This is a genomic window from Tatumella saanichensis (assembly GCF_000439375.1).
Lineage (GTDB): Bacteria > Pseudomonadota > Gammaproteobacteria > Enterobacterales > Enterobacteriaceae > Tatumella > Tatumella saanichensis.
Genome location: NZ_ATMI01000003.1, coordinates 50167 through 72342 on the forward strand (window position 1 = coordinate 50167; position 22176 = coordinate 72342).

The following is a 22176-nucleotide window of genomic DNA, read 5'->3' on the forward strand; positions in this document are numbered from 1 at the left end:
TTATTCAGGTTGTTCTAGGTTTTTGATGTAGTCATAAATGGCCTGCTGGGCACGTACTTTGCGGCGATTTCCCCGTGGCACATAACGATTACTCAGCTCTTTATCAATGATCCGCGCTTTTACCGTATCGCTAAATAGGATGGCGATAATATCGAGAATACGTTGCTTAATATGGGGATCAAGGATGATCACTGCCACTTCGATACGGTAGTCAATGTTACGGGTCATCCAGTCAGCGGAGGAGAGATAGACCTTTTTGTCGCCACCATTTTCGAAGATATAGACACGATCATGCTCCAGATAACGGTCAAGGATACTGATCACCCGAATATTGGTACTGATCCCTGGCAGGTCAGGGATCAGCGAACACATGCCCCGTACCAGCAAATTCACTTTGACGCCCGCCCCTGAGGCCGCATACAGGCGATCAATGAGTCCTTTGTCCACCAGATTATTTATTTTAAGGGTAATACCGGATGGTTTTCCTTGCTGGGCGTTAGCAATCTCTTGGTCAACCAACTGGTAAAGCATTCTCCGCGAGTTTTGAGGTGAGACCATCAGATAGTCGAAAGAAACCGGTCGGTAAGGATTTTCGATAAAGTTAAATACCCGCCGGACTTCGTTGGTAATACGTGGATCTGCGGTCAACAGTGAGTAGTCGGTATAAAGACGGGCGGTTTTTTCGTTAAAGTTGCCGGTGCCGATATGGGCATACCGTACCACTTCATTGTCTTCGCGGCGATAGATCAAAAATAGTTTGGCGTGAATTTTCAGGCCAGGGGCTGAGAAAATGACATGGACGCCCGCTTCGGTCAGCCGTTTCGCCCAGTAGATATTGGCGGCTTCATCGAAACGAGCCTGTAGCTCCACCACCACGGTGACTTTTTTACCATTATGGGCTGCGTGGATCATCGCGTCCATAATCCGCGAGTTTTTGGCCACACGATAAATATTGATTTTGATGGTCAGTACCGCGGGGTCAAACGAGGCCTGACGGAGAAACTCTAGTACATGCTCAAAGGTGTGATAGGGATAATACAGCAAAATATCCCGCGCCCTGACCGCATCAAAACCGTTACGGTAACCATCAAAGCCGAGATGGCGGATCGGCGGCAACGGTTTATTTTCCAGATTACGCTGGCCGACATTCGGGAATTGAATGAAATCTTTAAAGTTGTGATAGCGACCGCCCGCCAGAATAGAATCCTGGTTGGAGACAGACAGCTTTTCACACAACAGCTCTACCATTTCCACTGGCATATCGCGCTGGTAAACAAAGCGTACCGGTTCAGCGGTGAGGCGCTGTTTTAGGCTGGAGGACATCAGTTCCAATAAACTAGATTCCATTTCCGTGACCAAATCATATTCGGCATCACGGGTCATTTTCATAGAATAGGCATTCAGCTCATCGTAATCGAAAAAGCCTTTAAAGATTTCATTCAGGCAATAGCGCAGGATGTTATCCAGCAGGATCATTGGCTTGCGGCGGCGCGGTGGCTCTGCCGGTAGATTAATAAAGCGCGGCACCTTGTCGGAAGGGATTTCCAATAACGCATACCGCTTTTGTCCGCCGCGGATCAGCTCAACCGCCAGATAGGTGTAATCGTCTTTTAGGAACTGGGTCAGATCGGTGTCTTTGTTGATTAAGATCGGCGTGACATGCTGGCGCAGGTGCTGGCGGAAGTAGTTACGCAACCAAATTTGCTGGTTGGCGGAAAGCTGGCGCTCATTGATCAGGAAGATCTGGTTACGGGCCATCTCCAGTAACAGTTCGTTATACAGTAGATCGAACTCTTGGTCCGCCTTGACCACCCGTTGCTGAATTTTTTTTAGCAGGTGACGGGGAACCGTCACCGAGTTCTGTTCTTCACCGATAAGGATACGGCGCTTGAGGTCAGCAAAACGGACCTTATAGAATTCGTCGAGGTTGCTGGAGTAGATCCCCAGGAAACGCATGCGTTCAATCAGCGGATTGAGTTTATCGGCCGCTTCTTGCAGCACCCGTTCATTGAACGACAACCAGCTTAATTCTTTTTCTATATACAGTTTTTCCTGACCCATCCCGACTCCGTATTGCTGTGACAGAATTCTGGCTCCAGTATCCGCCGACATTATGGCGAGAACAGGGCGGCAATGTCCAATAATGGCACAGTGGATCATCAATATAAGGGAGGAGGCGGCGACACTTACCGTGAAATAGGCGACCCGTAGGCAGCCTATTGATCAGAAATGTGCGGCACCTTGCGGGGGTAACGGCTGACCGTCCAGCCAAGCCTGACCGGCGATTAAGGCCAACCTGCCTTCAACAAGCCACTGGATCACCTGCGGATAGAGCCGGTGTTCAGCGGTTTTGATGCGTGCTTCCAAGTCGGCGACCGTATCACCAGGGAGTACGGCAATCTGCGATTGGGCAATGACCGGGCCGCCGTCCAATTGTTCGGTGACAAAGTGCACCGACGAACCGTGCAACGTATCGCCGTTGTCCAAAACTTGGCGATGAGTATGGAGTCCGGGATAGGCGGGCAGTAGGGAAGGGTGGATATTGATTAATCGCCCAGCATAGTGGTTAACAAATTCTGCGCCGAGAATACGCATATAACCGGCCAGCACCAGCAAGTCAGGTTCAAAGCGGTCAATATCCGCCATCAGTTGTCGGTCAAACTGTTGGCGGTCCGGCAGTTCGGCGGCAGAAAGAGAAAAGGCAGGGATCCCTGCTTGGCGTGCAAAATCAAGGCCACCCGCAGTCGCCTTGTTACTGAACACCGCAGAAATCTCTGCCTTTATCTGACCTGACCTGCAGGCGTTACTGACCGCCTGCAGGTTACTGCCGGTGCCGGAGACCAAGATCACCAGCTTTTTCATCACTGAATAACGACCTGCTCGTCATCTGAACCGGCGGCTTCAATCACACCGATTTTCCATACCTGCTCACCGGCTTCCTGCAGGAAGGCTAGGGCCTTATCGGCATCCTGCGGGCTGAGGGCAATTACCATGCCGACTCCACAGTTAAAGGTACGGTACATTTCATGCTGGCTGACGTTACCGGCCTGCTGTAACCAGCTGAACACCGATGGCCACTGCCAGCTGGACCCATCGATCACCGCACGGGTATTTTCCGGCAGGACACGCGGGATATTTTCCCAGAAACCGCCGCCAGTCAGGTGAGCAATCGCATGCACATCGACCTGCTCAATCAGGCTGAGGATATTTTTCACGTAGATACGGGTTGGCGCCAGCAGGTGATCGGCCAGTGGCTTGCCGTCCAGCTGTTTGGTGGCCGGATCGGTCTGACTCACTTCTAAGATCTTACGCACCAGCGAGTAACCGTTGGAATGCGGACCGCTAGAGCCCAGTGCCAGCAGCACATCACCGGCACTGACTTTACTGCCATCGATGATTTCTGATTTCTCAACCACTCCGACACAGAAACCGGCCACATCGTAGTCTTCACCATGATACATCCCCGGCATTTCAGCGGTCTCGCCGCCGACCAAGGCACATCCAGACTGCGAACAACCTTCAGCAATACCGGTGATCACCGCAGCGGCAGTGTCCACATCTAGCTTGCCGGTGGCGTAGTAATCGAGGAAGAACAGTGGCTCGGCACCCTGAACTACTAGGTCGTTGACACACATCGCGACCAGGTCGACACCGATATGGTCATGGCGCTTCAAGTCCATTGCCAGACGCAATTTAGTGCCTACGCCATCGGTACCTGATACCAGCACAGGTTCGCGATATTTTTGTGGTAAGGCACACAGGGCACCAAAACCGCCAAGTCCACCCATGACTTCAGGGCGGCGGGTTTTTTTAACAACCCCTTTAATACGGTCAACCAGAGCATTACCAGCATCGATATCAACACCGGCGTCTTTATAACTGAGAGTGGTTTTGTCGGTCACTGCAGGATCCCCACGCGAATTGCGGTTGGTGGTTTAAATAGAGCGCGGCTATTCTAACAGTGCAGGCAAACGTTTGCGAGTCTGTTGTGCACCTCACTGCACCCTGCTGGCAGCGGGTGGTTTTTTTCAGTGCAAATCCTCAGCACTACAGTAGGTTTGACGCAGAGTAGTACCCGATAGCCTGAAAAAACGCTATAATCCGTCGATTTTTTTTAGCTCAACCTGTTCCGGGAGAAGAATAATGAAGATCGTGGAAGTCAAACACCCGCTGGTGAGACACAAACTGGGGCTGATGCGTGAACATGATATCAGTACAAAACGGTTCCGTGAGCTGGCCTCTGAAGTCGGCAGCTTACTGACCTATGAAGCGACCGCTGATCTGGAGACCGAAACGGTCACCGTCGAAGGCTGGAATGGTCCGGTTGAGATTGACCAGATCAAAGGTAAAAAAATTACTGTTGTGCCGATCCTACGTGCCGGACTGGGCATGATGGATGGGGTGCTGGAGCATATTCCTAGTGCTCGTATCAGCGTGGTTGGGGTATACCGGGATGAGAAAACCCTGGAGCCAGTACCCTACTTTCAGAAATTGGCCTCGAATATCGAAGAGCGTATGGCGCTGGTGGTTGACCCGATGCTGGCTACCGGTGGCTCAATGATTGCCACTATCGACCTGCTGAAACAGTCCGGCTGTGACGCCATTAAAGTGCTGGTGCTGGTTGCGGCTCCGGAAGGGATTGCGGCGCTGGAAAAAGCCCATCCAGATGTGGAGCTGTATACGGCATCCATCGATCAGGGGCTTAACGCGCACGGTTATATTATCCCTGGACTGGGTGATGCCGGCGATAAGATTTTCGGCACCAAATAACCGATGCGGGATCTGTCCCCCACGCGCGCAGCGCCTTCACAGCCCACCAGCAGGCCAGAGAGCCTGGGGCGTGTTGCTGTGCGCCGTTCGATACGGGGACAGAGCCTGCCATCACAGAAAAAACGGTGCGGGCACCGTTTTTTTTCGCCGGTCTATTCCGGCCGGCACTGCTTTTTTGAAACCGACAGCCGTCGGTTTTTTTATGCCTGGCAAAAATAATAATGACGGGGATTTCTGATGATACGACGCACCATAGAAGTGAATGAACGGCCACCGCTGTTGCAAACGCTGCCACTTAGCCTACAACACCTCTTTGCCATGTTTGGTGCCACGGTGTTGGTGCCGATCCTGTTCCATATCAACCCTGCGACGGTATTGTTGTTCAACGGCATCGGTACTTTAATCTATCTGTTTATCTGTAAGGGGAAAATCCCTGCTTATCTCGGCTCGAGTTTTGCCTTTATTTCTCCGGTGCTGTTATTGCTTCCCCAAGGTTACGAGTTAGCCCTAGGGGGCTTTATTCTCTGTGGGGTGCTGTTCTGTGTGGTGGCACTGATTGTCAAAAAAGCCGGTACCCGTTGGTTGGATATTATGTTTCCACCGGCGGCCATGGGGGCCATTATCGCCATCATTGGTTTGGAATTGGCCAGTGTTGCCGCAGGCATGGCCGGATTACTGCCGGCAGCGGGCAGTGCTGTAGACGGGAAAACGGTACTGGTCTCGCTGGTGACGTTGGGCGTTACGGTGTTTGGCTCAATCCTGTTCCGTGGCTTTCTGGCGATTATCCCGATCCTGATCGGCGTCGTGGTTGGTTATCTGCTGGCCTCTTGCTTGGGGATGGTGGACTGGACACTGGTGGAAAAGGCGCACTGGTTTGCGCTGCCGACCTTCTATAGGCCACGTTTTGAGTGGACAGCCATGCTGACGATTTTACCGGCAGCGCTGGTGGTGATTGCCGAACACGTCGGTCACCTGGTGGTGACCGCCAATATCGTCAAACGCGATCTGCTGAAAGATCCTGGTTTACACCGCTCAATGTTCGCTAATGGGCTGTCGACAGTGATTTCTGGTTTCTTCGGCTCGACCCCCAACACCACTTATGGTGAAAATATCGGTGTGATGGCGATTACTCGTGTTTACAGTACCTGGGTGATTGGCGGCGCGGCGGTGATCGCCATTCTGCTGTCCTGCATCGGTAAATTGGCCGCCTTAATTCAGGCTATTCCGGTGCCGGTGATGGGCGGAGTATCACTGTTACTCTACGGTGTGATTGCCGCATCTGGGATCCGAGTACTCACCGATGCCAAAGTGGACTACGCGAACCCGAAAAATCTGATGCTGACTGCTATTATTCTGATTGTCGGTGTCAGTGGCACACGCATTCAGATTGGCGCGGTGGAATTAAAGGGCATGGCGCTGGCAACCATTGTCGGGATACTGCTGAGCCTTATTTTCCACCTGATTTCGGTGTTGCGTCCTGAACAATCGCAGCAGGACCCTCAGGCGTAAGGGATTTATTCTGAATCGGGTAACCACGGGCTGCCCGATTCATCTTCGCCGAAAAGTTGTGGTAGACTGGACACGTTTTTTGCCATGTATGCTGAGGTACACCTGAACACGCCGGCGCAATTATCATTGCCTCTTTACCTTCCTGACGATGAAACCTTTGCCAGTTTCTGGCCCGGGGCTAATTCGTCGCTGCTCGCAGCCCTAAAAGCAGCTTTAACCCAGCAACATGGTGGTTACCTCTATTTCTGGTCCCGTGAGGGCGGGGGACGTAGCCACCTATTACATGCCGCCTGCGCAGAAATTTCGTCCCGTGACCAAGCCGTAGGCTATGTTCCTCTGGATAAGCGTACCTGGTTTGTGCCAGAAGTGTTGGAAGGCATGGAACACTTGGCATTAGTGTGTATCGATAATATTGAATGTATTGCCGGTGATGAAGCTTGGGAGATGGCTATCTTTGATCTCTATAACCGCATCTTGGAGACCGGTAAAACTCGGTTACTGATCACCGGTGACCGACCTCCGCGTCAGCTTAATCTCAAATTGGCTGATCTAGCTTCGCGGTTGGACTGGGGACAAATCTATCGCCTACAGCCGCTGTCCGACGATGAGAAATTACAAGCCCTACAGTTACGTGCTGGGCTACGGGGATTTGAATTGCCGGAAGATGTCGGACGTTTTCTGTTGAAACGTCTAGACCGGGAAATGCGCACGCTGTTTGAAACCCTTGATAGGCTGGACCATGCGTCGATCACCGCCCAGCGCAAACTCACTATACCTTTCGTCAAAGAGACGCTCGGACTTTAGTCACCGAGGATCTCCAGGACTTGTTCTGGCGGACGCCCTAATCGGGCTCGTTCGCCATTGACCACAATCGGCCGCTCAATCAGTTTTGGATGCTCCGCCATCGCCGCAATCAGCTGTGGTTGACTGAGACTGCTGTCTCCCAGACCAAGACTTTTATACAGCTCGTCCTTGGTGCGCATCATCTGTCGGGCATCGCTGAATCCGGCCTTGTCTAACAGGCTCTGCAGGGTGGTGCTATCCGGTGGCGTTTCCAGATAGAGGATCACCTCAGGCTCGATACCCTGTTGGTGTAGGAGTTGCAGAGTCTCGCGACTCTTGGAGCAGCGTGGGTTATGGTAAATATGAACAGTCATTGATTATCACCCTTTCTGATACTGACGGAAACGTTGCTGCAACTGACGCAGCTGGTCGATACGGGCATCATAACGTGCTTGCTTGAGACTGCCAAAGGGCACCTGCGCGCTCGCGCTGCTCAGGGCACGGATCGCCTGGGATAATTTGCCGTCTAAAGCTAACCCCTGTGCCTGAGCAAATAACACTTCATCATTCAGTCCTAGCGCGGCATCAGCCTGTGCCAGTAAATCCCAACCGTTAGGGTCATCGGGATAATCCCATGTGTAGCGATTAAGTAGGGTGCGAGTGGCGGCATTATCACCGGCTTGCAGGCTGGCATTGGCCAAGTTAAGCAGCAGCACTGGGCTTTTCGAGGTGGCTGCGCCGACAGCATTCAACATGCGGACCGCCGCTTGAGGCTGCTTTAGCCCAATGTCAATGTCCGTCATTATGTCGAGGAACCATGGGTTATTCGGCTGCTGTGCCAACAGTGGCTGAATAATGGCGCGCGCATTGCTGAATTTTTTAGCCTCAAGAAACTGGACGGCTTTACCATAGCGGGCCGCTAACTGCTGGCGGACATTCCCCTTTGCGTACTGCTCCAGCACATCATCCAGCATCCCGTTAGCGGGGCTTTGTGTCGTACCATACATGCCGAGAATACGCACTTTGGCAAAATAGAAGTCCTGCGAGGAGTGCACTACCGTACGTGGCATCTGATTGGCACGGTTACGGGCATCGGCCAAGCGGCTGTCCGGTAAGGGATGGGTCAGCAGCATTTCTGGCGGCTTGGAATCATAACGTGACATATCTGCCAGCTTCTGCATAAAGTCCGGCATTGCCTCGGGGTCGAAACCGGCGCGTTGCAGTACTTGAATACCAATCCGGTCAGCTTCTTGCTCGTTTTGGCGAGTAAAACTAATGACCCCTTGTTGACTCCCCGCCAGAGTGCCGGTCAGTGCCGCCATACCAGCCTGAGGGTTCGCCATGGCCAACAAAATAGACCCGAGGGCGCCGACCCAGGTAAGGGGCGCGTTGCGTTTCTGTTCCTCCATCGCCCGAGCCAGGTGACGCTGGGTGACGTGAGAAATTTCGTGGGCCATGACCGACGCCAATTCGCTTTCGTTATCGGTATAACGGAACAACGCAGAGTGAAGCACGACATTGCCACCGAAAAAGGCAAAAGCGTTCAGTTCATCGTTCTGGATCAGGTAAAAATGGAAAGGCGTTTTCACCGACCAAGCATGGGAGACCAGCCGCTGCCCGAGGGTATTTATGTATTGGTCGAGAATAGGATCGTTGATCAGTGGGGCACTGGCCCGCAGCTCGCGGACGTAAAAATCGCCCATCTGTAGCTCTTCGTTTACGGACAAGGTCGCGCCAGCGGTGGTGCCGATATCTGGCAGCGTATCCGTTACGTCGGCAAAGGCCGGGGCCACAGACAGGCTACAGGTACTGGCAACCAGCAGTGCAGCAACGAATTGTTTAACGGTCAGTGTCATGGTTCATCCCTGTTTATCAGTACCCGCGGCAGATCCGCTGGCAATAGCACGGGATCTGATCCCGCAAGCAAGGGGCTAAGGGCAGTGTATAGCAGAGTGTTGGGTGAGAGAAGCGGGCGTTTGGAAAATCAGACCGCCGGCCAATTCGGCGGTCGTAGGCCGTATTAGCCCTGCAGGTAGCTCAGTACGATGTCGTGATGGTTTGAGGTTTTGAATTCATCAAACACCTTTTCAACGGTACCGTCCGTGTCAATCAGGAAACTGGTGCGATGGATACCGTCATAGGTTTTGCCCATAAACTTCTTCTCGCCCCAGATGCCAAATGCTTCACATACTTTGTGGTCTTCATCGGACAGTAAGGTGAAGTTCAGTAACTCTTTTTCAGCAAAGCGTGACAGTTTTTCAGGTTTATCGGTGCTGATACCCAGCACCTGGACACCGGCTTTATTCAAGGCTGCCATATTGTCCCGTAATCCGCAGGCCTGCACAGTACAGCCTGGGGTCATCGCTTTAGGGTAGAAGTACACCAGCACTTTTTCCCCCTGGAAGTCGGTCAGGCTCACCTCTTCACCGTCCTGATCGGGTAAGCTGAACTGAGGGGCTTTATCACCGGCTTTCAATGGATTCATAACAACTCTCCGAATCTGATTCAGGGCGTTCGCTGCCCGTGGGTCTGTAATCTGCCTGTCACGCTGTTTTCTGCGAGGCGGGCTAGTTAATGTTATAGCGCAAAGTCGGTAAAAACGCAGGTGACCTTTGACGTCTTATCGGGTGGCTTAAGGCACTGTAGCGGCCGAAATATCCCCATCGAGAATACTGAACTGGCGTATACTGCCCTGTGCATGCAGTTCTGTACAGAGGAGTTGAAAAGCCTGCTCGAACTCCGGCCGCTGGCTCTGATCGGTACTGTGGGCGGTCATCTGAATATACAGGGTAGCGGCGGCTTCGGGACGGCCCGGCTGGGTACGAGATACCAACTCGGCGATATTCATCCCATGAGTATCCATCAAATTGGTAAAGCGTTCGATAATGCTGGGTGAGTCTGCGACCTTGACCTCAATACGGGTAGTCTCTGGACGGGGCGGGTGGGCTTCCACGTCGGTACGTTTCATAATGATCAGCAGTTCCAGCTCCGCCCCTTTAATCGGTAGGGTGGATTCGATTAGCCCAATCGCATTCCAACTGCCGGACAGTAGCATAATAAAAGTAAACTCATTCCCTAACAGAGCGAGGCGACTGTCATCAATATTACACCCGCAGCGGCTGACATGGCGGGTAATAGTGTTGACGATGCCAGGCCGATCCGTGCCCAGCGCAGTGATGACCAGATGATGTTGCGGTGATTGCGCCAATGTCCTGTTTCCTGTTTTTTTCTAATAACCTAAAGGTAAACATAAAAAAAACTGCTGACAAGCACATGAAGCGTCTGGCTTGCTTGCTTTTCACGTCAGGTAAACCGTACCATGAAGTAATTGTTGGTTAAGGGGATCGCGAATGTTTACCGGAAGTATTGTAGCGCTGATTACGCCGATGGATGAAAAAGGCCATCTTTGTCGTGAAAGCCTAAAAAAACTTATTGATTATCATGTTGATAGCGGAACCTCCGCGATCGTTTCTGTCGGCACCACCGGCGAGTCCGCCACCCTCAGCCACGAAGAACATGTCGCGGTCGTGAAGGCCACCCTGGAACTGGCCGATGGCCGTATTCCAGTGATCGCCGGTACTGGCACGAATGCCACCGCAGAAGGTATCTCTCTGACCCGCCAGTTTGAAGACAGCGGTGTCATCGGCTGTCTGACGGTAGTGCCTTATTATAACCGTCCGACTCAGGAAGGGATGTTCCAGCATTTTAAAGCTATTGCCGAAAGCACTGATCTGCCGCAAATGCTGTATAATGTGCCGTCCCGTACCGGGTGCGATATGCTGCCCGAGACCGTTGCACGTCTGGCCGAGATCAAAAATATTATCGGTATTAAAGAGGCAACAGGGAACTTATCCCGTGTGAGTCAGATCCAAGAGCTGGTTGATGACAAGTTTATTCTGCTGAGCGGCGATGACGCCAGCGCCTTAGACTTTATGCAACTGGGTGGTTCGGGAGTGATTTCCGTGACTGCGAATATCGCGGCCCGCGAAATGGCTGATGTCTGTAAACTGGCTGCAGAAGGGCAGTTTACCGAGGCCCGTCGCCTTAACCAGCGTCTGATGGCATTACATCACACGTTATTTTGTGAACCCAATCCTGTCCCGGTGAAGTGGGCAGCCAAGCAGCTGGGATTGATCGCCAAAGACACTTTACGCCTGCCGATGATACCGCTGACTGCAAAGGCAGAGCCAGTGATCGAGGCAGCATTGCGTGAAGCTGGCCTGCGATAATTTAGGGAGTTTTAATGGCTTATTCAGTTAAAAAATCGGCAGTGGCGAAAGCGGCCGGTTTGTCAGTGGTACTATTATTGTCTGCTTGTTCTCATGATCAGCACTACAAGCGAGAAATCAATGGCAACGAAGACTATCTGAACGCTGCGGGTCTTAATGACTTGAACGTACCTTCCGGAATGATTTTACCGCTGGAAAGTGGTCAGTATCAGGTGCCGCAGGCGAGCAGCCAAGGCGCTACCGGTAAGATGCTAGATATTCGTCCGCCGGCACAGCCACTGGCCTTGCTGAATGGTTCGCGGACTCAGTTTTCCGGCACTGACGCGGTACTGGTTATCCAAGGAACTCCGTCGGATATCTGGTCACAGGTGATTACTAGCCTGCAAGATAAGAAAGTGACTATTGCTGAACGTAATGACGCGGAACAGCAACTTTCGACCGACTGGATCAACTGGAATCGTCCGGACGAAGATCAACAGTACCGTGGTCGTTATCAGGTCGCCGTGCAGCAGCAGAGCTACCAGACGGTGGTGAGAGTGCACCCGCTGACCCTAGAACAGAAAGGGGTTGCGGTGACCGGTCAGTCTGAGATCCAGCGCTATACCGCTCAACTGCTCAACGACATTTCTGCTGAAATGAGCCGTGTACAGGCTGAACGCCTAAATAATGCGAATAATGTTTCGGGTAGTATCGACGTGCAAAGTGGTGCTGATGATACTGGCTTGCCAGATATCATCGTACGTGCGCCATTTGCGGCGACCTGGGATCGTTTACCGGCCGCTCTGAAACGTGCCGGGATGACCGTGTCTGATAAAGATCGTTCAGAAGGCAGCCTGAATGTTAGCTATAAAGCACTGAGCAGCAGCGATTGGGATGCCCTGGGCGCCAAAGATCCTGGCTTGGATAACGGTAAGTACAAGTTACAGTTAGGCGATCTGGATAACCGCAGCAGCCTGCAGTTTATCGACCCACGGGGCCATGTCCTGACTCAGTCGCAAAATGATGCGCTGGTGTCGGTGTTACAGGCCGCGTTTAACAAATAAGTGGTCATGGCCGGAGATTCTCCGGCCTTTTTTTTTAAAACTTTGGCATAATAGGGGCTGGCAGGTAAACGATTGCGTAGCGCGATGGTTTAGCTAAAATCAGCACCATGCGAAAGTTCTTTCATGTTTGGAGTTAACAAGATGCAAAAGCAAGCTGAGTTGTATCGCGGCAAAGCAAAAACAGTCTTCAGTACCGATAACCCTGATTTACTGATACTGGAATTCCGCAATGATACATCAGCCGGAGACGGGGCCAAAATCGAGCAGTTCGACCGTAAGGGAATGGTAAACAACAAGTTTAACTATTTCATTATGCAGAAACTGCAGCAGGCAGGTATCCCGACTCAGATGGAAGCCCTGCTGTCTGACACCGAAGCCTTGGTAAAAAAATTAGACATGGTTCCAGTGGAATGTGTGGTGCGTAACCGTGCCGCGGGATCACTGGTGAAACGCCTGGGCGTGGAAGAGGGAATTGCCCTGACCCCGCCACTGTTTGACTTGTTCCTGAAAGACGACGCGCATCATGATCCGATGATCAACGAATCTTACTGCGAAACCTTTGGCTGGGTCAGCAAGCCGCACCTTGATCGGATGCGTGAACTGACGCTGAAGGCTAACCAAGTACTGAGTCAATTGTTTGATGATGCCGGTTTGATCCTAGTGGACTTTAAACTGGAATTTGGCCTGTACAACGGGGAAGTGGTGCTGGGCGATGAGTTCTCTCCAGATGGTGCCCGGCTGTGGGACAAATCGACCATGGCGAAAATGGACAAAGACCGTTTCCGCCAGAGTCTGGGCGGTGTGGTTGAAGCTTATGAAGAAGTGGCACAGCGTTTAGGGGTTCCGCTGGACTGATCTGCTCCGCTGAACACCGATGACGCCGCGCTAGCACTCTGCTGTTAGCGCGGCGTTTTGCTGTCTGGAATAGGGGCTGTGCTTTTCCCTCTGCGGGTTGACTGGTCATCTGACACAGATACCACTAAAATCATCAGAATGTAAAAAAACATAACAGAGGTAGCTTATGCGCTGGCAAGGACGTCGTGAAAGCGACAATGTTGAAGACCGACGTGATCAATCATCCCCACAGGGAAGCGGCGGAGGTGGCATTCGTCTGCCGCGGGGCAAAGGCGGTATCGTGGTATTAATTGTCGTGCTGGTGGCAGGGTATTACGGCTATGACCTTACCCCACTGCTTGGCGGTGGTTCACAAAGCACCCAGGTAAGTCCCCCATCAACCACCACTAAACCTGCTGCGCACAGCGCGGCGGATGATCAGGCGGCGAAGTTCACGTCGGTGATCCTAGCCTCGACGGAAGATGTCTGGGGACAGATCTTCAAAAACATGGGGCGTCAGTATGTGAACCCGAAACTGGTGATGTACCGGGGTCAGACCCGTACCGGTTGTGGTACCGGCCAGTCAGTGATGGGACCGTTCTACTGTCCGGCCGATCAGACCGTCTATATCGATCTTTCTTTCTACGATGAGCTGAAAAATAAACTCGGTGCCGGCGGTGATTTCGCTGATGGCTATGTGATCGCCCATGAAGTGGGGCATCATGTTCAGAAACTGCTGGGGATCGAAGAGAAAGTGAGGCAGCAGATGCAAAACAGCAGCCAGACTCAAGCCAACCAGCTGTCGGTGAAACTGGAGCTTCAGGCAGACTGTTTCGCCGGGGTATGGGGCCACTATATGCAACAACAAAATGTGCTGGAGACCGGTGATTTGCAGGAAGCCTTAAATGCGGCTCAGGCTATCGGCGATGATAAATTGCAACAGCAGAGCCAAGGTCGAGTGGTCCCAGACAGCTTTACCCACGGCACCTCACAGCAGCGTTACAGCTGGTTTAAACGCGGTTTCGACAGCGGGCAGCCGGGACAATGTAACACCTTCAGCGCCGGATGATCTCGTTGGCAGAACAGACTGCGGTGATGCAGCGTGCCGGTATTCGCCGTCTGTGTGTCATCAGTGGCGAGGCGGATTGGGTGGTCCATTCAGCCTGTGAGTTTTCTACCTCCTTGCCCGGGGACTGGCTGACCTTAAGTGCTGATCCACAGTTTCCTCAACGGGTCCCGGCGGCTACGGCAAGTAAGCGACTGCTGGGGCAGGAGTTTCTACACGCCATTTTTGATGCCAGACAGGGCTTCCATGCTGAAGCCCTGGCGGCGTTGGCGGGTACATTGCGGGCAGGTAGCTGGTTACTGCTATTACTGCCGCCCCGTGAACAGTGGCCGGAGTGGCAGGATCAGGACAGCCTACGCTGGTCTGAAGCTGACCATCCGTTGCCGGTGCCGAACTTTATGCAGCATCTGCAACAGACATTGGCTGCAGATGGACATGTCAGTTATTGGTATCAACATCAGCCGCCGCATTTCGCCGAGCTTCCCCCAATGCCAGCATGGCACTGCCGGGGGCCTGAACAACAGCAGGCATTACTGGAAACACTCAGCCGTATGGCGGCGGGTATCGCCGTGGTCACGGCTCCCCGTGGCCGCGGAAAATCGGCGCTGGCGGGGATGTTGGCCAAACGTTATCCCGGCGCACACCTTTCTGCACCGGCGCGGCTGTCGGTGGAGGTGTTACAGCGTTTTGCCGGCAATGACGCGGCGTTTTTTGCCCCCGATGCCTTGGTGGCAGTGCAGGATGATCCCGGCGACCGGTGGCTGATCATCGATGAGGCTGCTGCGATCCCCGCGCCATTATTACAGAAGATGATTAAGGGATACCGGCGGGTGTTGCTGTGCACCACGGTTCAGGGTTATGAAGGCACAGGTCGTGGTTTTCTCCTGAAGTTCTGCGCCGGTTTACCCGATGTCTACCACTTCTCGTTATCTGAGCCATTACGTTGGTCGGCACAGGACCCACTGGAAGCCTTTATTTCGGCGCTATTTTTGTTTGATGACCGCCTACCGCTACCGCAAGCCGGCAGCTACACCCTGGCTGCGCTGCCTGCTGAATGTTGGTCTCGCTGTCCACAGCAGGCGCAGGACGTCTATCGGCTGCTGACGGCGGCACATTATCGCACCTCACCTCTGGATTTACGCCGGATGATGGATGCCCCCGGTATGCAGTTTCTGTTAGCACAGGGGCCCGCTGGGGCGAGTGGAGCGCTATGGTTGCTGAACGAAGGTGGACTGGATAACGCTCTCAGTGAAGCGGTGTGGGCCGGCTACCGGCGGCCAAAAGGCAGTTTGGTGGCGCAGTCTCTGGCAGCCCATGCCGGGTTTCCTGAGGCGGCCCAATTGAACTCAGTGCGCATCAGCCGCATCGCCGTACAGGGCAGTGCCCGACGCCGGGGCATTGGTCGGGCATTGGTGCAAGAGGCGATCAGCCGCGCCGCAGGTCACGATTTTGTGTCGGTAAGCTTTGGTTATACCGGTGAATTGTGGCAATTTTGGCAGAACTGTGGATTCCGTCTAGTGAGGCTCGGGACGCAACGGGAAGCCAGCAGCGGCTGTTATACGGCCATGGCGATCCTGCCGTTGTCTGAGGAGGGAATTAGCCTGCTGTACAGGGCGGAGCAGCGTCTGCGGCGGGATGCAGCCAGCCTGAGAATGCGTTGGTTTTACGGCGAAGAGGGCGATTGTTTGCCTGTCGACAATGCCAGCGTAACAGATGGCATTGATCAGGCAGATTGGCAGGAGTTGGCTGGATTTGCCTGGGGCAGTCGGCCGTTTGAAGTTGCTTTCCCGGCGCTGCTGCGTTTACAGATCCTGAGTAGAACTGAGCACAGACTGGTGCAGGGGATCGCCCTCCAGGAAAATGACCCTACTGAACAGGCACTAGTGTCCGCGTGCGGGGGGCGCAAAGCATGGCTAAGGGCATTGCGTGAAGAAGTCGCCGCGATCCTGACTGTCCAGCAGCCGTCCGTTACCAGTCATTGGCAGCAGAGACTGAGTGCGTTGCGGCAAAAATAGTTTTTTCAGAAAGTCTGAACCTCATCATCAGTATCCGCAGCCGATCAGTCCTCCAAAGCGCGCTATAGTGTACAGACAAGGAGGACAACTATGGTTCCTGAATATGTCATCGTCCAGTCGCCACCGGGTCCGGTAGCACAGTTATTTCTGCTGTTTCACCGCAGCGGAGATAATCCGGTTTCTATGTCGGAAATCGGCATGTGGTTTGCCCGTGATTTCCCGCAGGCCAAAGTGGTATCAGTGGGAAGTCCGCATCCGTTAGCCATCGGCGGCAGTGAATGGTACAGCGATCAGCAGGGGTCTCTGACCTTGCAGCAGAAGAATATCGATAATGCTTTAAGCGGATTTATTCGTAAGGTCGAAGAGTGGCAGGCGGAGAGCGGTGTCAGTTCAGCAGCCACCGCGTTGATTGGTTTCTCACAAGGAGCGACCTTGATCCTTGAAGCGTTGAAACACTCCCCTGACCTAGCTGGAAGGGCAGTTATTTTTAGTGGTCGCTATAATACGCCCCCGGAAACCAGCAGCTGTCATACCACGATCCATCTTATCCACGGCGATGAAGATGAAGTAATTCCATTACAGCATGCGCAGCAGGCGGAGGAGTGGATAGTCAGTACTGGCGGGGATGTGACCCTGGATCTGGTGGAGGGTCTGCCCCATGCCATCAGTGAGCGTAGCCTGCAACTGGCGCTGCACCATCTTAAATATACCATTCCGAAGCGCTATTTCGATGAGGCTCTTAGCGGCAGTACGCCGGAAGATAAGGATGTGATCACTCTGATATAAACGGAGTAATGCCCGTCAGCCGCAGCAGACGGGCACAGAGGTTACTGTTTTTTGGGCCAGTCGTCGTCATCGTCCCATTTATCGTTAAAATCACGATGGGGCGGTAACTTCGGCTTATTGTCGAGGAATTTCTTGGTATCGACCCGACGTAGGTCTTTATAGACATTAACCAGTATTCCGACCATAACCAGTATGATCAGCAGCCACCAGTGAGATTTTATCCACTCCATGACAGCACTCCTTTAGTGATCAGGCGATCAGCCGATCCATGATCCGCTGATACATCCGGCTCAGTGTTTGTAGATCAGAGGCTTTTACACACTCATTAATCTTATGAATTGTGGCATTCACCGGCCCCAGTTCCACCACCTGTGCCCCCATACGGGCGATAAAACGTCCGTCTGAGGTGCCGCCATTGGTGAGTAACTGTGGCTTAATCTCATTATAGTGCTGAACGGCTTTAACTACCGCATCCACCAGCTTACCTTTTGGCGTCAAGAATGGCTGGCCGGAGAGGTTCCATTCTAGGGTATAGCGCAGCTGATGGCGGTCGAGCAGCGCCTCAACCTGCTCACGGATCTGGGCATCGGTCAGTTCGGTACTGAAACGGAAATTGAACTGCACGCTGAAATCCCCTGGGATCACATTATTGCTGCCGGTACCGGCATGGACGTTGGCGATTTGCATGCTGGTCGGTGGGAAAAATTCGTTGCCTTCATCCCAGCGGGTGGCCACCAACTCATTCAACGCAGGCAGCGCACGGTGCACGGGGTTCTCCGCTAGGTGAGGATAGGCAACATGTCCCTGCACACCATGTACTGTTAGGTTAGCGGTGATCGAGCCGCGACGGCCATTTTTCACTACATCGCCGACCATTTCGGTGCTTGACGGTTCACCCACTAGACAGTAATCCATCCGCTCTTGACGGGCCATCAGAGCCTCGACGACTTTTACGGTACCGTTAATCCCGCTGGCCTCCTCATCTGAGGTAATCAGAAAGGCCAAACGGCCACGATGATTGGGGTGTGCCGTCACGAAACGCTCGGCGGCAACCACCATCGCTGCAAGAGAGCCTTTCATATCTGCTGCGCCGCGGCCATACAGCATACCGTCACGGATCGTCGGTTCGAATGGCGGGTTCATCCAGTGACGTTCATCACCCGCTGGCACTACATCGGTATGACCGGCAAAAGCCAAGGTTTCACCCTGTCCTCGGGTCGCCCAGAAATTTTTAGTGTCGCCGAAGTTCATCGGTTCAATGGTGAAACCGATAGCTTTTAGGCGATCGATGAGGAGGGTCTGACAACCGGCATCTTCCGGACTGACAGAGGGGCAACGGATCAGCTGTTGGGTCAGCTCAATGACCGGGCAAAACATTATTGATTCTCCTGAAGAAACGTCTGATAAGTGGTGGCAGAAAAACCACACAGCATCTTGCCGTTGGCAGCCGCTAACAGTGGGCGTTTGATCACCGTGGGATGAGCCTGCATCAGGCTGACAGCACTATTGTTGTCGGTGACTTGTAGACGGACGTCTTCTGGTAGGTTACGCCACGTGGTGCCACGTTTATTAATCAGGATATCTGCGCCCAGTGTTTGCACAAAGCCGTGCAGTAATGCGGCATCTGCGCCATCCACCCGGTAGTCGTGAAAGCGGTAGGCAATCTGATGTTCGTCCAGATAACGGCGAGCTTTACGGACCGTATCACAGTTTTTAATGCCATACAGGGTGAGGCTTGAGTGAGGCTGAGTGTTTGTCATTATTGGGAACTACCTGTCGTCAAAAACGGGTCAGCCAGCGGTGTGTGGCTGATCTCAAACTGATTTTCTGCGTACTGGTAGTGATAATGCCGTATAAGCGTTGTTTAATCTACCCTCGACGCTGACCCGGCAGCATTACACCGCCCGATACACAGATATTTATCGCCAGCATTTACAGCGGTGAGGCGGCCGATGCATGCTGAAAAGCGGGAGACAGGCCGGACGGGCTGATACTGCCGAGAAACGGCAAAATGGTCGGAACATCGCTTTACACTTTCACCCAACAGCCATTACTGGCTAGTAGGATTAGCATCAATTCATTTCATAACAACAACTTATGATGAGTTTTCTTCATGTTCGCATCATTACAGAAATAAACCTGCGATGACAGTACTTTACCTTAGGGCTATTAAACGGGTAGGATGCGACGCCCGATTTTTTTCTTATAGCAGAAAAGACTGATTCTGCCAGGGCCAGCCGGGATAGCCCATCTGTGTCGCAACGCAAACGATTACTGTTATGTTAGCGGATGGTCAGGACAAACAGGAAAATTATGAAACATACAAAAAAAACAGCCGAAGAAGTACGTGCGGCAAAGCGGAAGTGGCTTAATTCTCACGATTCCGGTTACCGCAAAGAGATGGGGAACCGTCAGGTTCAGATGATTGCCATTGGCGGTGCTATCGGAACCGGCCTGTTTCTCGGTGCCGGTGGGCGCTTGCAGGCTGCCGGTCCGGCACTGGCGTTGGTCTATCTGGTGTGCGGTATTTTCTCGTTCTTTATTCTGCGTGCCCTGGGCGAACTGGTGTTACACCGACCGTCGAGTGGTAGCTTTGTCTCGTATGCCCGTGAATTTATGGGTGAAAAGGCCTCTTATGTCGCCGGGTGGATGTATTTCGTTAACTGGGCAATGACCGGGATTGTCGACATCACGGCGGTTGCACTGTATATGCATTACTGGGGCGCATTTGGTGACGTACCGCAATGGGTGATTGCGCTGGGCGCACTGGCGGTGGTCGGTACCATGAACATGGTCGGTGTGAAATGGTTCGCCGAAATGGAGTTCTGGTTTGCGCTGATCAAAGTGGTCGCCATCGTGGTATTCCTGATTGTCGGTGTGGTGTTCCTAGGGAGCGGTAAGCCCTTGGCTGGTGGCCAGCCGGGCCTGCATCTTATCACCGATAATGGTGGACTGTTCCCGCACGGGCTGTTGCCTGCTCTGGTACTGGTGCAAGGTGTGGTGTTCGCCTTTGCCTCAATCGAATTGGTAGGGACTGCCGCTGGGGAATGTAAAAACCCGAAAATCATGGTACCGAAAGCGATTAACAGTGTGATCTGGCGTATTGGTCTGTTCTATGTCGGTTCTGTGGTGCTGCTGGTGCTGTTATTGCCTTGGAATGCTTACCAGTCAGGTGAGAGTCCATTTGTGACGTTCTTCTCTAAACTGGGTATCCCTTACGTTGGCGGTGTTATGAACGTGGTGGTGCTGAGTGCGGCCTTATCTAGCCTGAACTCCGGTCTTTACTCTACCGGTCGTATCCTGCGTTCGATGTCGATGGGCGGTTCCGCACCGAAATTTATGTCGAAAATGAGCCGTCAGCAGGTCCCATATGCGGGGATCCTGGTGACCATCGCGGTTTACATCTTCGGGGTGGTACTGAACTACTACGTCCCTTCACAGGTGTTTGAAATCGTTCTGAACGTGGCATCACTTGGCATTATCTCTTCTTGGGGCTTTATCGTGTTATGTCAGCTGAAGCTGCGTAAAGCGATCAAAGAGGGCAAAGCGGAAGATATCAGCTTTAAATTACCGGGTGCGCCTTTCACCTCTTGGCTTACGTTACTGTTCCTGGTCGGCGTGCTGGTGTTGATGGCCTTTGATTATCCGAACGGTACCTACACCATTGCCTCAATACCGCTGATTGCTCTGTTGCTGGTGGCTGGCTGGTTTGGTGTGCGTAAGCGTGTTAACGCCATTGCGGCGCAGCAGCATGAGCATCATACGCATCAGGAGTGATCCTGAGCATTGATGGAAGATAAAAACCCTGCTTCGGCGGGGTTTTTTATTGCTTGTGCGGCGTTGTGGATAAAGGCACACGTCATGGCCGAATTCGGGCTGGAACAGGGGACGCGACAGTATGAGGGTGTTGACGTAATTGGAGGTCAGGGGAGGGGAGGATAATGCCTCAGGGACAGACCGGGATAACCGTGCGGGCCATCACTGGCCCGCAACAGCAGATTAACGGTGATTACGCACCAAAGCGGTAATCAAATCGTTAACACCATCACTCATCGGCATAAAATGGCTACCCGGCGCACGGGCGACCACGATAAACACGCCGACATTGTTCTGTGGTGACATGGCGATATAGGTCATAAAACCGCCACCCCCGCCGGTTTTCTCGATAAGTGCCGGTCTTTCCGGTGTTGCCGGCATATGCAGCCAGCCCATACCAATGGCATCCGCATGGCCGGCCACATCCATTCCGTTCACCCGTAACAGGGACGAACGGGGATATACCATACGCTGCAGATCAGCGGCTAACGGTGAGCGCGGGTGCCCGACGGCGGTCAGGAACTGCTGCATCCAGCGTCCCATATCATCCGGTGTGGAATAGACCCCGCCACTGCCAATCGCAGCCAGGGTGTTATCACAGGGGCTGGCATTTTCCGCAGGGATCATCAGACGACGGCATTGATCCGGTGACGGCGTAAAGGTGGTATCTTTCATGCCCATTGGCCGAGTGATTAACTGGCGGAATAGCACCGGGTAGGGGGCTTTACCTGCCCGCGACAGGGCATCCGCCAGAAAATCGAAGCCAAGGTTGGAGTAGGCGACTTCAGTGCCTGGTGAATAACGCAAACGGGTATGTGACAACCAGGCCCAGCGTTCGCTGCGGATCGGCCAAACAAACACCGGACGGTTCGCTTTGCCCCCTGGCATTTCCCGCGGTAAGCCGGCGCTGTGTGTCGCCAGTTCAATCAGACGGATAGGATTACCTTGCCATTCAGGTATCCGTGTGCCGGGAGGTGCATAGCGGCTGAGGGGGTCATTAAACCGGACTTTCCCGCTGTGGACCATCTTGACCAGCATTTCGGTGGTCATCAGCTTACTGAGGGAGGCGATACGGATCACCGAGTCGGGGTGCGGACGAAGTCTACTGCCGGGGCGGGTCTGGCCGAAACCTTCGAATAGGTGTTGATTGCCATCAATGACCACCATCGCCATGCCAGAAGCACGGGTATCATGGTAAATCTGGGCCGCATAGCGGTCGGCGATGGTAGAGGTCAGTTCCTGGGTCGGCGCCACATGGGCCTGACTTTGAAATGAGCAGAGTGACGCCAGTAGGGTCAATAGTAGGGTAGTACGCTTTTTCAATC

The 22176-nt window shown here is 53.2% G+C and carries 21 protein-coding genes; 10 read left to right on the forward strand and 11 right to left on the reverse strand.

The genetic code is table 11. The features are described 5' to 3' along the window. The 3 genes from ppk1 to purM form a co-directional block, all read right to left on the reverse strand. Positions 1 to 2061: a polyphosphate kinase 1 gene (gene ppk1 / locus DW47_RS0102270; RefSeq protein ID WP_029684711.1), complete on the reverse strand. Its 2061-nt coding sequence runs from the start codon at positions 2059 to 2061 to the stop codon at positions 1 to 3. Between the two features lie 162 nt (positions 2062 to 2223). After that, on the reverse strand, positions 2224 to 2862 hold the full coding sequence (purN, locus tag DW47_RS0102275; RefSeq protein ID WP_029684712.1) for a phosphoribosylglycinamide formyltransferase: 639 nt from the start codon (positions 2860 to 2862) through the stop codon (positions 2224 to 2226). Next, positions 2862 to 3902, reverse strand: coding sequence for a phosphoribosylformylglycinamidine cyclo-ligase (purM, locus tag DW47_RS0102280; RefSeq protein WP_029684713.1), 1041 nt, complete (start codon positions 3900 to 3902; stop codon positions 2862 to 2864). Before purM ends, purN begins: the two co-directional genes overlap by 1 nt. 241 nt (positions 3903 to 4143) lie before the next feature. On the opposite strand from purM, the gene upp reads away from it, so the two are divergent. The 3 genes from upp (at position 4144) to hda (ending at position 7083) form a co-directional block, all read left to right on the forward strand. After that, a complete protein-coding gene (upp, locus tag DW47_RS0102285) occupies positions 4144 to 4770 on the forward strand; it encodes a uracil phosphoribosyltransferase (RefSeq protein WP_029684714.1) in 627 nt (208 codons plus the stop codon). Between the two features lie 237 nt (positions 4771 to 5007). Next, positions 5008 to 6279: a uracil permease gene (uraA, locus tag DW47_RS0102290; RefSeq protein ID WP_029684715.1), complete on the forward strand. Its 1272-nt coding sequence runs from the start codon at positions 5008 to 5010 to the stop codon at positions 6277 to 6279. A 102-nt stretch (positions 6280 to 6381) separates the two neighbouring features. Further along, on the forward strand, positions 6382 to 7083 hold the full coding sequence (gene hda, locus DW47_RS0102295; RefSeq protein WP_241430678.1) for a DnaA inactivator Hda: 702 nt from the start codon (positions 6382 to 6384) through the stop codon (positions 7081 to 7083). On the opposite strand, the gene arsC is transcribed toward hda, so the two are convergent. From arsC to DW47_RS0102315, 4 genes are all read right to left on the reverse strand, one after another. Continuing rightward, a complete protein-coding gene (gene arsC, locus DW47_RS0102300; protein WP_029684718.1) occupies positions 7080 to 7436 on the reverse strand; it encodes an arsenate reductase (glutaredoxin) in 357 nt (118 codons plus the stop codon). The two genes, hda and arsC, sit on opposite strands and share 4 nt — an antisense overlap. Before the next feature lie 6 nt (positions 7437 to 7442). Beyond that, on the reverse strand, positions 7443 to 8918 hold the full coding sequence (gene bepA / locus DW47_RS0102305; protein WP_029684719.1) for a beta-barrel assembly-enhancing protease: 1476 nt from the start codon (positions 8916 to 8918) through the stop codon (positions 7443 to 7445). A gap of 164 nt (positions 8919 to 9082) precedes the next feature. Next, a complete protein-coding gene (bcp, locus tag DW47_RS0102310; protein ID WP_029684720.1) occupies positions 9083 to 9547 on the reverse strand; it encodes a thioredoxin-dependent thiol peroxidase in 465 nt (154 codons plus the stop codon). 147 nt (positions 9548 to 9694) lie between these two features. Beyond that, on the reverse strand, positions 9695 to 10270 hold the full coding sequence (locus DW47_RS0102315) for a glycine cleavage system transcriptional repressor (protein WP_029684721.1): 576 nt from the start codon (positions 10268 to 10270) through the stop codon (positions 9695 to 9697). 142 nt (positions 10271 to 10412) lie between these two features. Here DW47_RS0102315 and dapA point away from each other — a divergent pair, with 142 nt between their 5' ends. From dapA to ypfH, 6 genes are all read left to right on the forward strand, one after another. After that, positions 10413 to 11291: a 4-hydroxy-tetrahydrodipicolinate synthase gene (gene dapA / locus DW47_RS0102320; protein WP_029684722.1), complete on the forward strand. Its 879-nt coding sequence runs from the start codon at positions 10413 to 10415 to the stop codon at positions 11289 to 11291. A gap of 14 nt (positions 11292 to 11305) precedes the next feature. Next, positions 11306 to 12334: an outer membrane protein assembly factor BamC gene (gene bamC, locus DW47_RS0102325; RefSeq protein WP_029684724.1), complete on the forward strand. Its 1029-nt coding sequence runs from the start codon at positions 11306 to 11308 to the stop codon at positions 12332 to 12334. 141 nt (positions 12335 to 12475) lie between these two features. Continuing rightward, positions 12476 to 13189 (forward strand): phosphoribosylaminoimidazolesuccinocarboxamide synthase, encoded by a 714-nt coding sequence (purC, locus tag DW47_RS0102330; protein ID WP_029684725.1) that lies wholly within the window; start codon positions 12476 to 12478, stop codon positions 13187 to 13189. A gap of 166 nt (positions 13190 to 13355) precedes the next feature. Next, positions 13356 to 14237 (forward strand): KPN_02809 family neutral zinc metallopeptidase, encoded by an 882-nt coding sequence (ypfJ, locus tag DW47_RS0102335; RefSeq protein WP_029684726.1) that lies wholly within the window; start codon positions 13356 to 13358, stop codon positions 14235 to 14237. Then, positions 14234 to 16249: a tRNA(Met) cytidine acetyltransferase TmcA gene (locus DW47_RS0102340; protein WP_029684727.1), complete on the forward strand. Its 2016-nt coding sequence runs from the start codon at positions 14234 to 14236 to the stop codon at positions 16247 to 16249. The genes ypfJ and DW47_RS0102340 overlap by 4 nt, the downstream gene beginning before the upstream one ends. Positions 16250 to 16339: 90 nt before the next feature. Then, the gene (gene ypfH, locus DW47_RS0102345) at positions 16340 to 17035 is read left to right on the forward strand and encodes an esterase (protein ID WP_029684729.1); all 696 of its coding nucleotides are present in this window, start codon (positions 16340 to 16342) and stop codon (positions 17033 to 17035) included. Positions 17036 to 17076: 41 nt separating this feature from the next. On the opposite strand, the gene DW47_RS0102350 is transcribed toward ypfH, so the two are convergent. From DW47_RS0102350 to DW47_RS0102360, 3 genes are read right to left on the reverse strand one after another with little or no spacing between them, the layout of a single operon-like run. Beyond that, positions 17077 to 17265, reverse strand: coding sequence for a YpfN family protein (locus tag DW47_RS0102350; RefSeq protein WP_029684731.1), 189 nt, complete (start codon positions 17263 to 17265; stop codon positions 17077 to 17079). Positions 17266 to 17284: 19 nt separating this feature from the next. Further along, positions 17285 to 18412 (reverse strand): succinyl-diaminopimelate desuccinylase, encoded by a 1128-nt coding sequence (dapE, locus tag DW47_RS0102355; RefSeq protein WP_029684732.1) that lies wholly within the window; start codon positions 18410 to 18412, stop codon positions 17285 to 17287. Beyond that, positions 18412 to 18795 carry an ArsC family reductase gene (locus DW47_RS0102360; protein WP_029684733.1) on the reverse strand — a complete coding sequence of 128 codons (384 nt, stop codon included), beginning with the start codon at positions 18793 to 18795 and terminating at the stop codon, positions 18412 to 18414. The genes dapE and DW47_RS0102360 overlap by 1 nt, the downstream gene beginning before the upstream one ends. 553 nt (positions 18796 to 19348) lie before the next feature. Between DW47_RS0102360 and ansP the strand changes: the two genes are divergently transcribed. Further along, on the forward strand, positions 19349 to 20812 hold the full coding sequence (gene ansP, locus DW47_RS0102365; RefSeq protein ID WP_029684734.1) for an L-asparagine permease: 1464 nt from the start codon (positions 19349 to 19351) through the stop codon (positions 20810 to 20812). A gap of 222 nt (positions 20813 to 21034) precedes the next feature. On the opposite strand, the gene ampH is transcribed toward ansP, so the two are convergent. Next, the gene (gene ampH / locus DW47_RS0102375) at positions 21035 to 22174 is read right to left on the reverse strand and encodes a D-alanyl-D-alanine-carboxypeptidase/endopeptidase AmpH (RefSeq protein ID WP_029684735.1); all 1140 of its coding nucleotides are present in this window, start codon (positions 22172 to 22174) and stop codon (positions 21035 to 21037) included. Positions 22175 to 22176: the final 2 nt, after the last annotated feature.

Bases quoted from the DNA above. Each gene is read 5' to 3' on its own strand.
- bcp (WP_029684720.1), bottom strand. From the start codon at position 9,547: ATGAATCCATTGAAAGCCGGTGATAAAGCCCCTCAGTTCAGCTTACCC.
- purN (WP_029684712.1), bottom strand. From the start codon at position 2,862: ATGAAAAAGCTGGTGATCTTGGTCTCCGGCACCGGCAGTAACCTGCAG.
- DW47_RS0102360 (WP_029684733.1), bottom strand. From the start codon at position 18,795: ATGACAAACACTCAGCCTCACTCAAGCCTCACCCTGTATGGCATTAAA.
- ypfJ (WP_029684726.1), top strand. From the start codon at position 13,356: ATGCGCTGGCAAGGACGTCGTGAAAGCGACAATGTTGAAGACCGACGT.
- ppk1 (WP_029684711.1), bottom strand. From the start codon at position 2,061: ATGGGTCAGGAAAAACTGTATATAGAAAAAGAATTAAGCTGGTTGTCG.
- arsC (WP_029684718.1), bottom strand. From the start codon at position 7,436: ATGACTGTTCATATTTACCATAACCCACGCTGCTCCAAGAGTCGCGAG.
- DW47_RS0102340 (WP_029684727.1), top strand. From the start codon at position 14,234: ATGATCTCGTTGGCAGAACAGACTGCGGTGATGCAGCGTGCCGGTATT.
- dapE (WP_029684732.1), bottom strand. From the start codon at position 18,412: ATGTTTTGCCCGGTCATTGAGCTGACCCAACAGCTGATCCGTTGCCCC.
- bepA (WP_029684719.1), bottom strand. From the start codon at position 8,918: ATGACACTGACCGTTAAACAATTCGTTGCTGCACTGCTGGTTGCCAGT.
- uraA (WP_029684715.1), top strand. From the start codon at position 5,008: ATGATACGACGCACCATAGAAGTGAATGAACGGCCACCGCTGTTGCAA.
- dapA (WP_029684722.1), top strand. From the start codon at position 10,413: ATGTTTACCGGAAGTATTGTAGCGCTGATTACGCCGATGGATGAAAAA.
- ypfH (WP_029684729.1), top strand. From the start codon at position 16,340: ATGGTTCCTGAATATGTCATCGTCCAGTCGCCACCGGGTCCGGTAGCA.
- purC (WP_029684725.1), top strand. From the start codon at position 12,476: ATGCAAAAGCAAGCTGAGTTGTATCGCGGCAAAGCAAAAACAGTCTTC.
- DW47_RS0102350 (WP_029684731.1), bottom strand. From the start codon at position 17,265: ATGGAGTGGATAAAATCTCACTGGTGGCTGCTGATCATACTGGTTATG.
- upp (WP_029684714.1), top strand. From the start codon at position 4,144: ATGAAGATCGTGGAAGTCAAACACCCGCTGGTGAGACACAAACTGGGG.
- bamC (WP_029684724.1), top strand. From the start codon at position 11,306: ATGGCTTATTCAGTTAAAAAATCGGCAGTGGCGAAAGCGGCCGGTTTG.
- ansP (WP_029684734.1), top strand. From the start codon at position 19,349: ATGAAACATACAAAAAAAACAGCCGAAGAAGTACGTGCGGCAAAGCGG.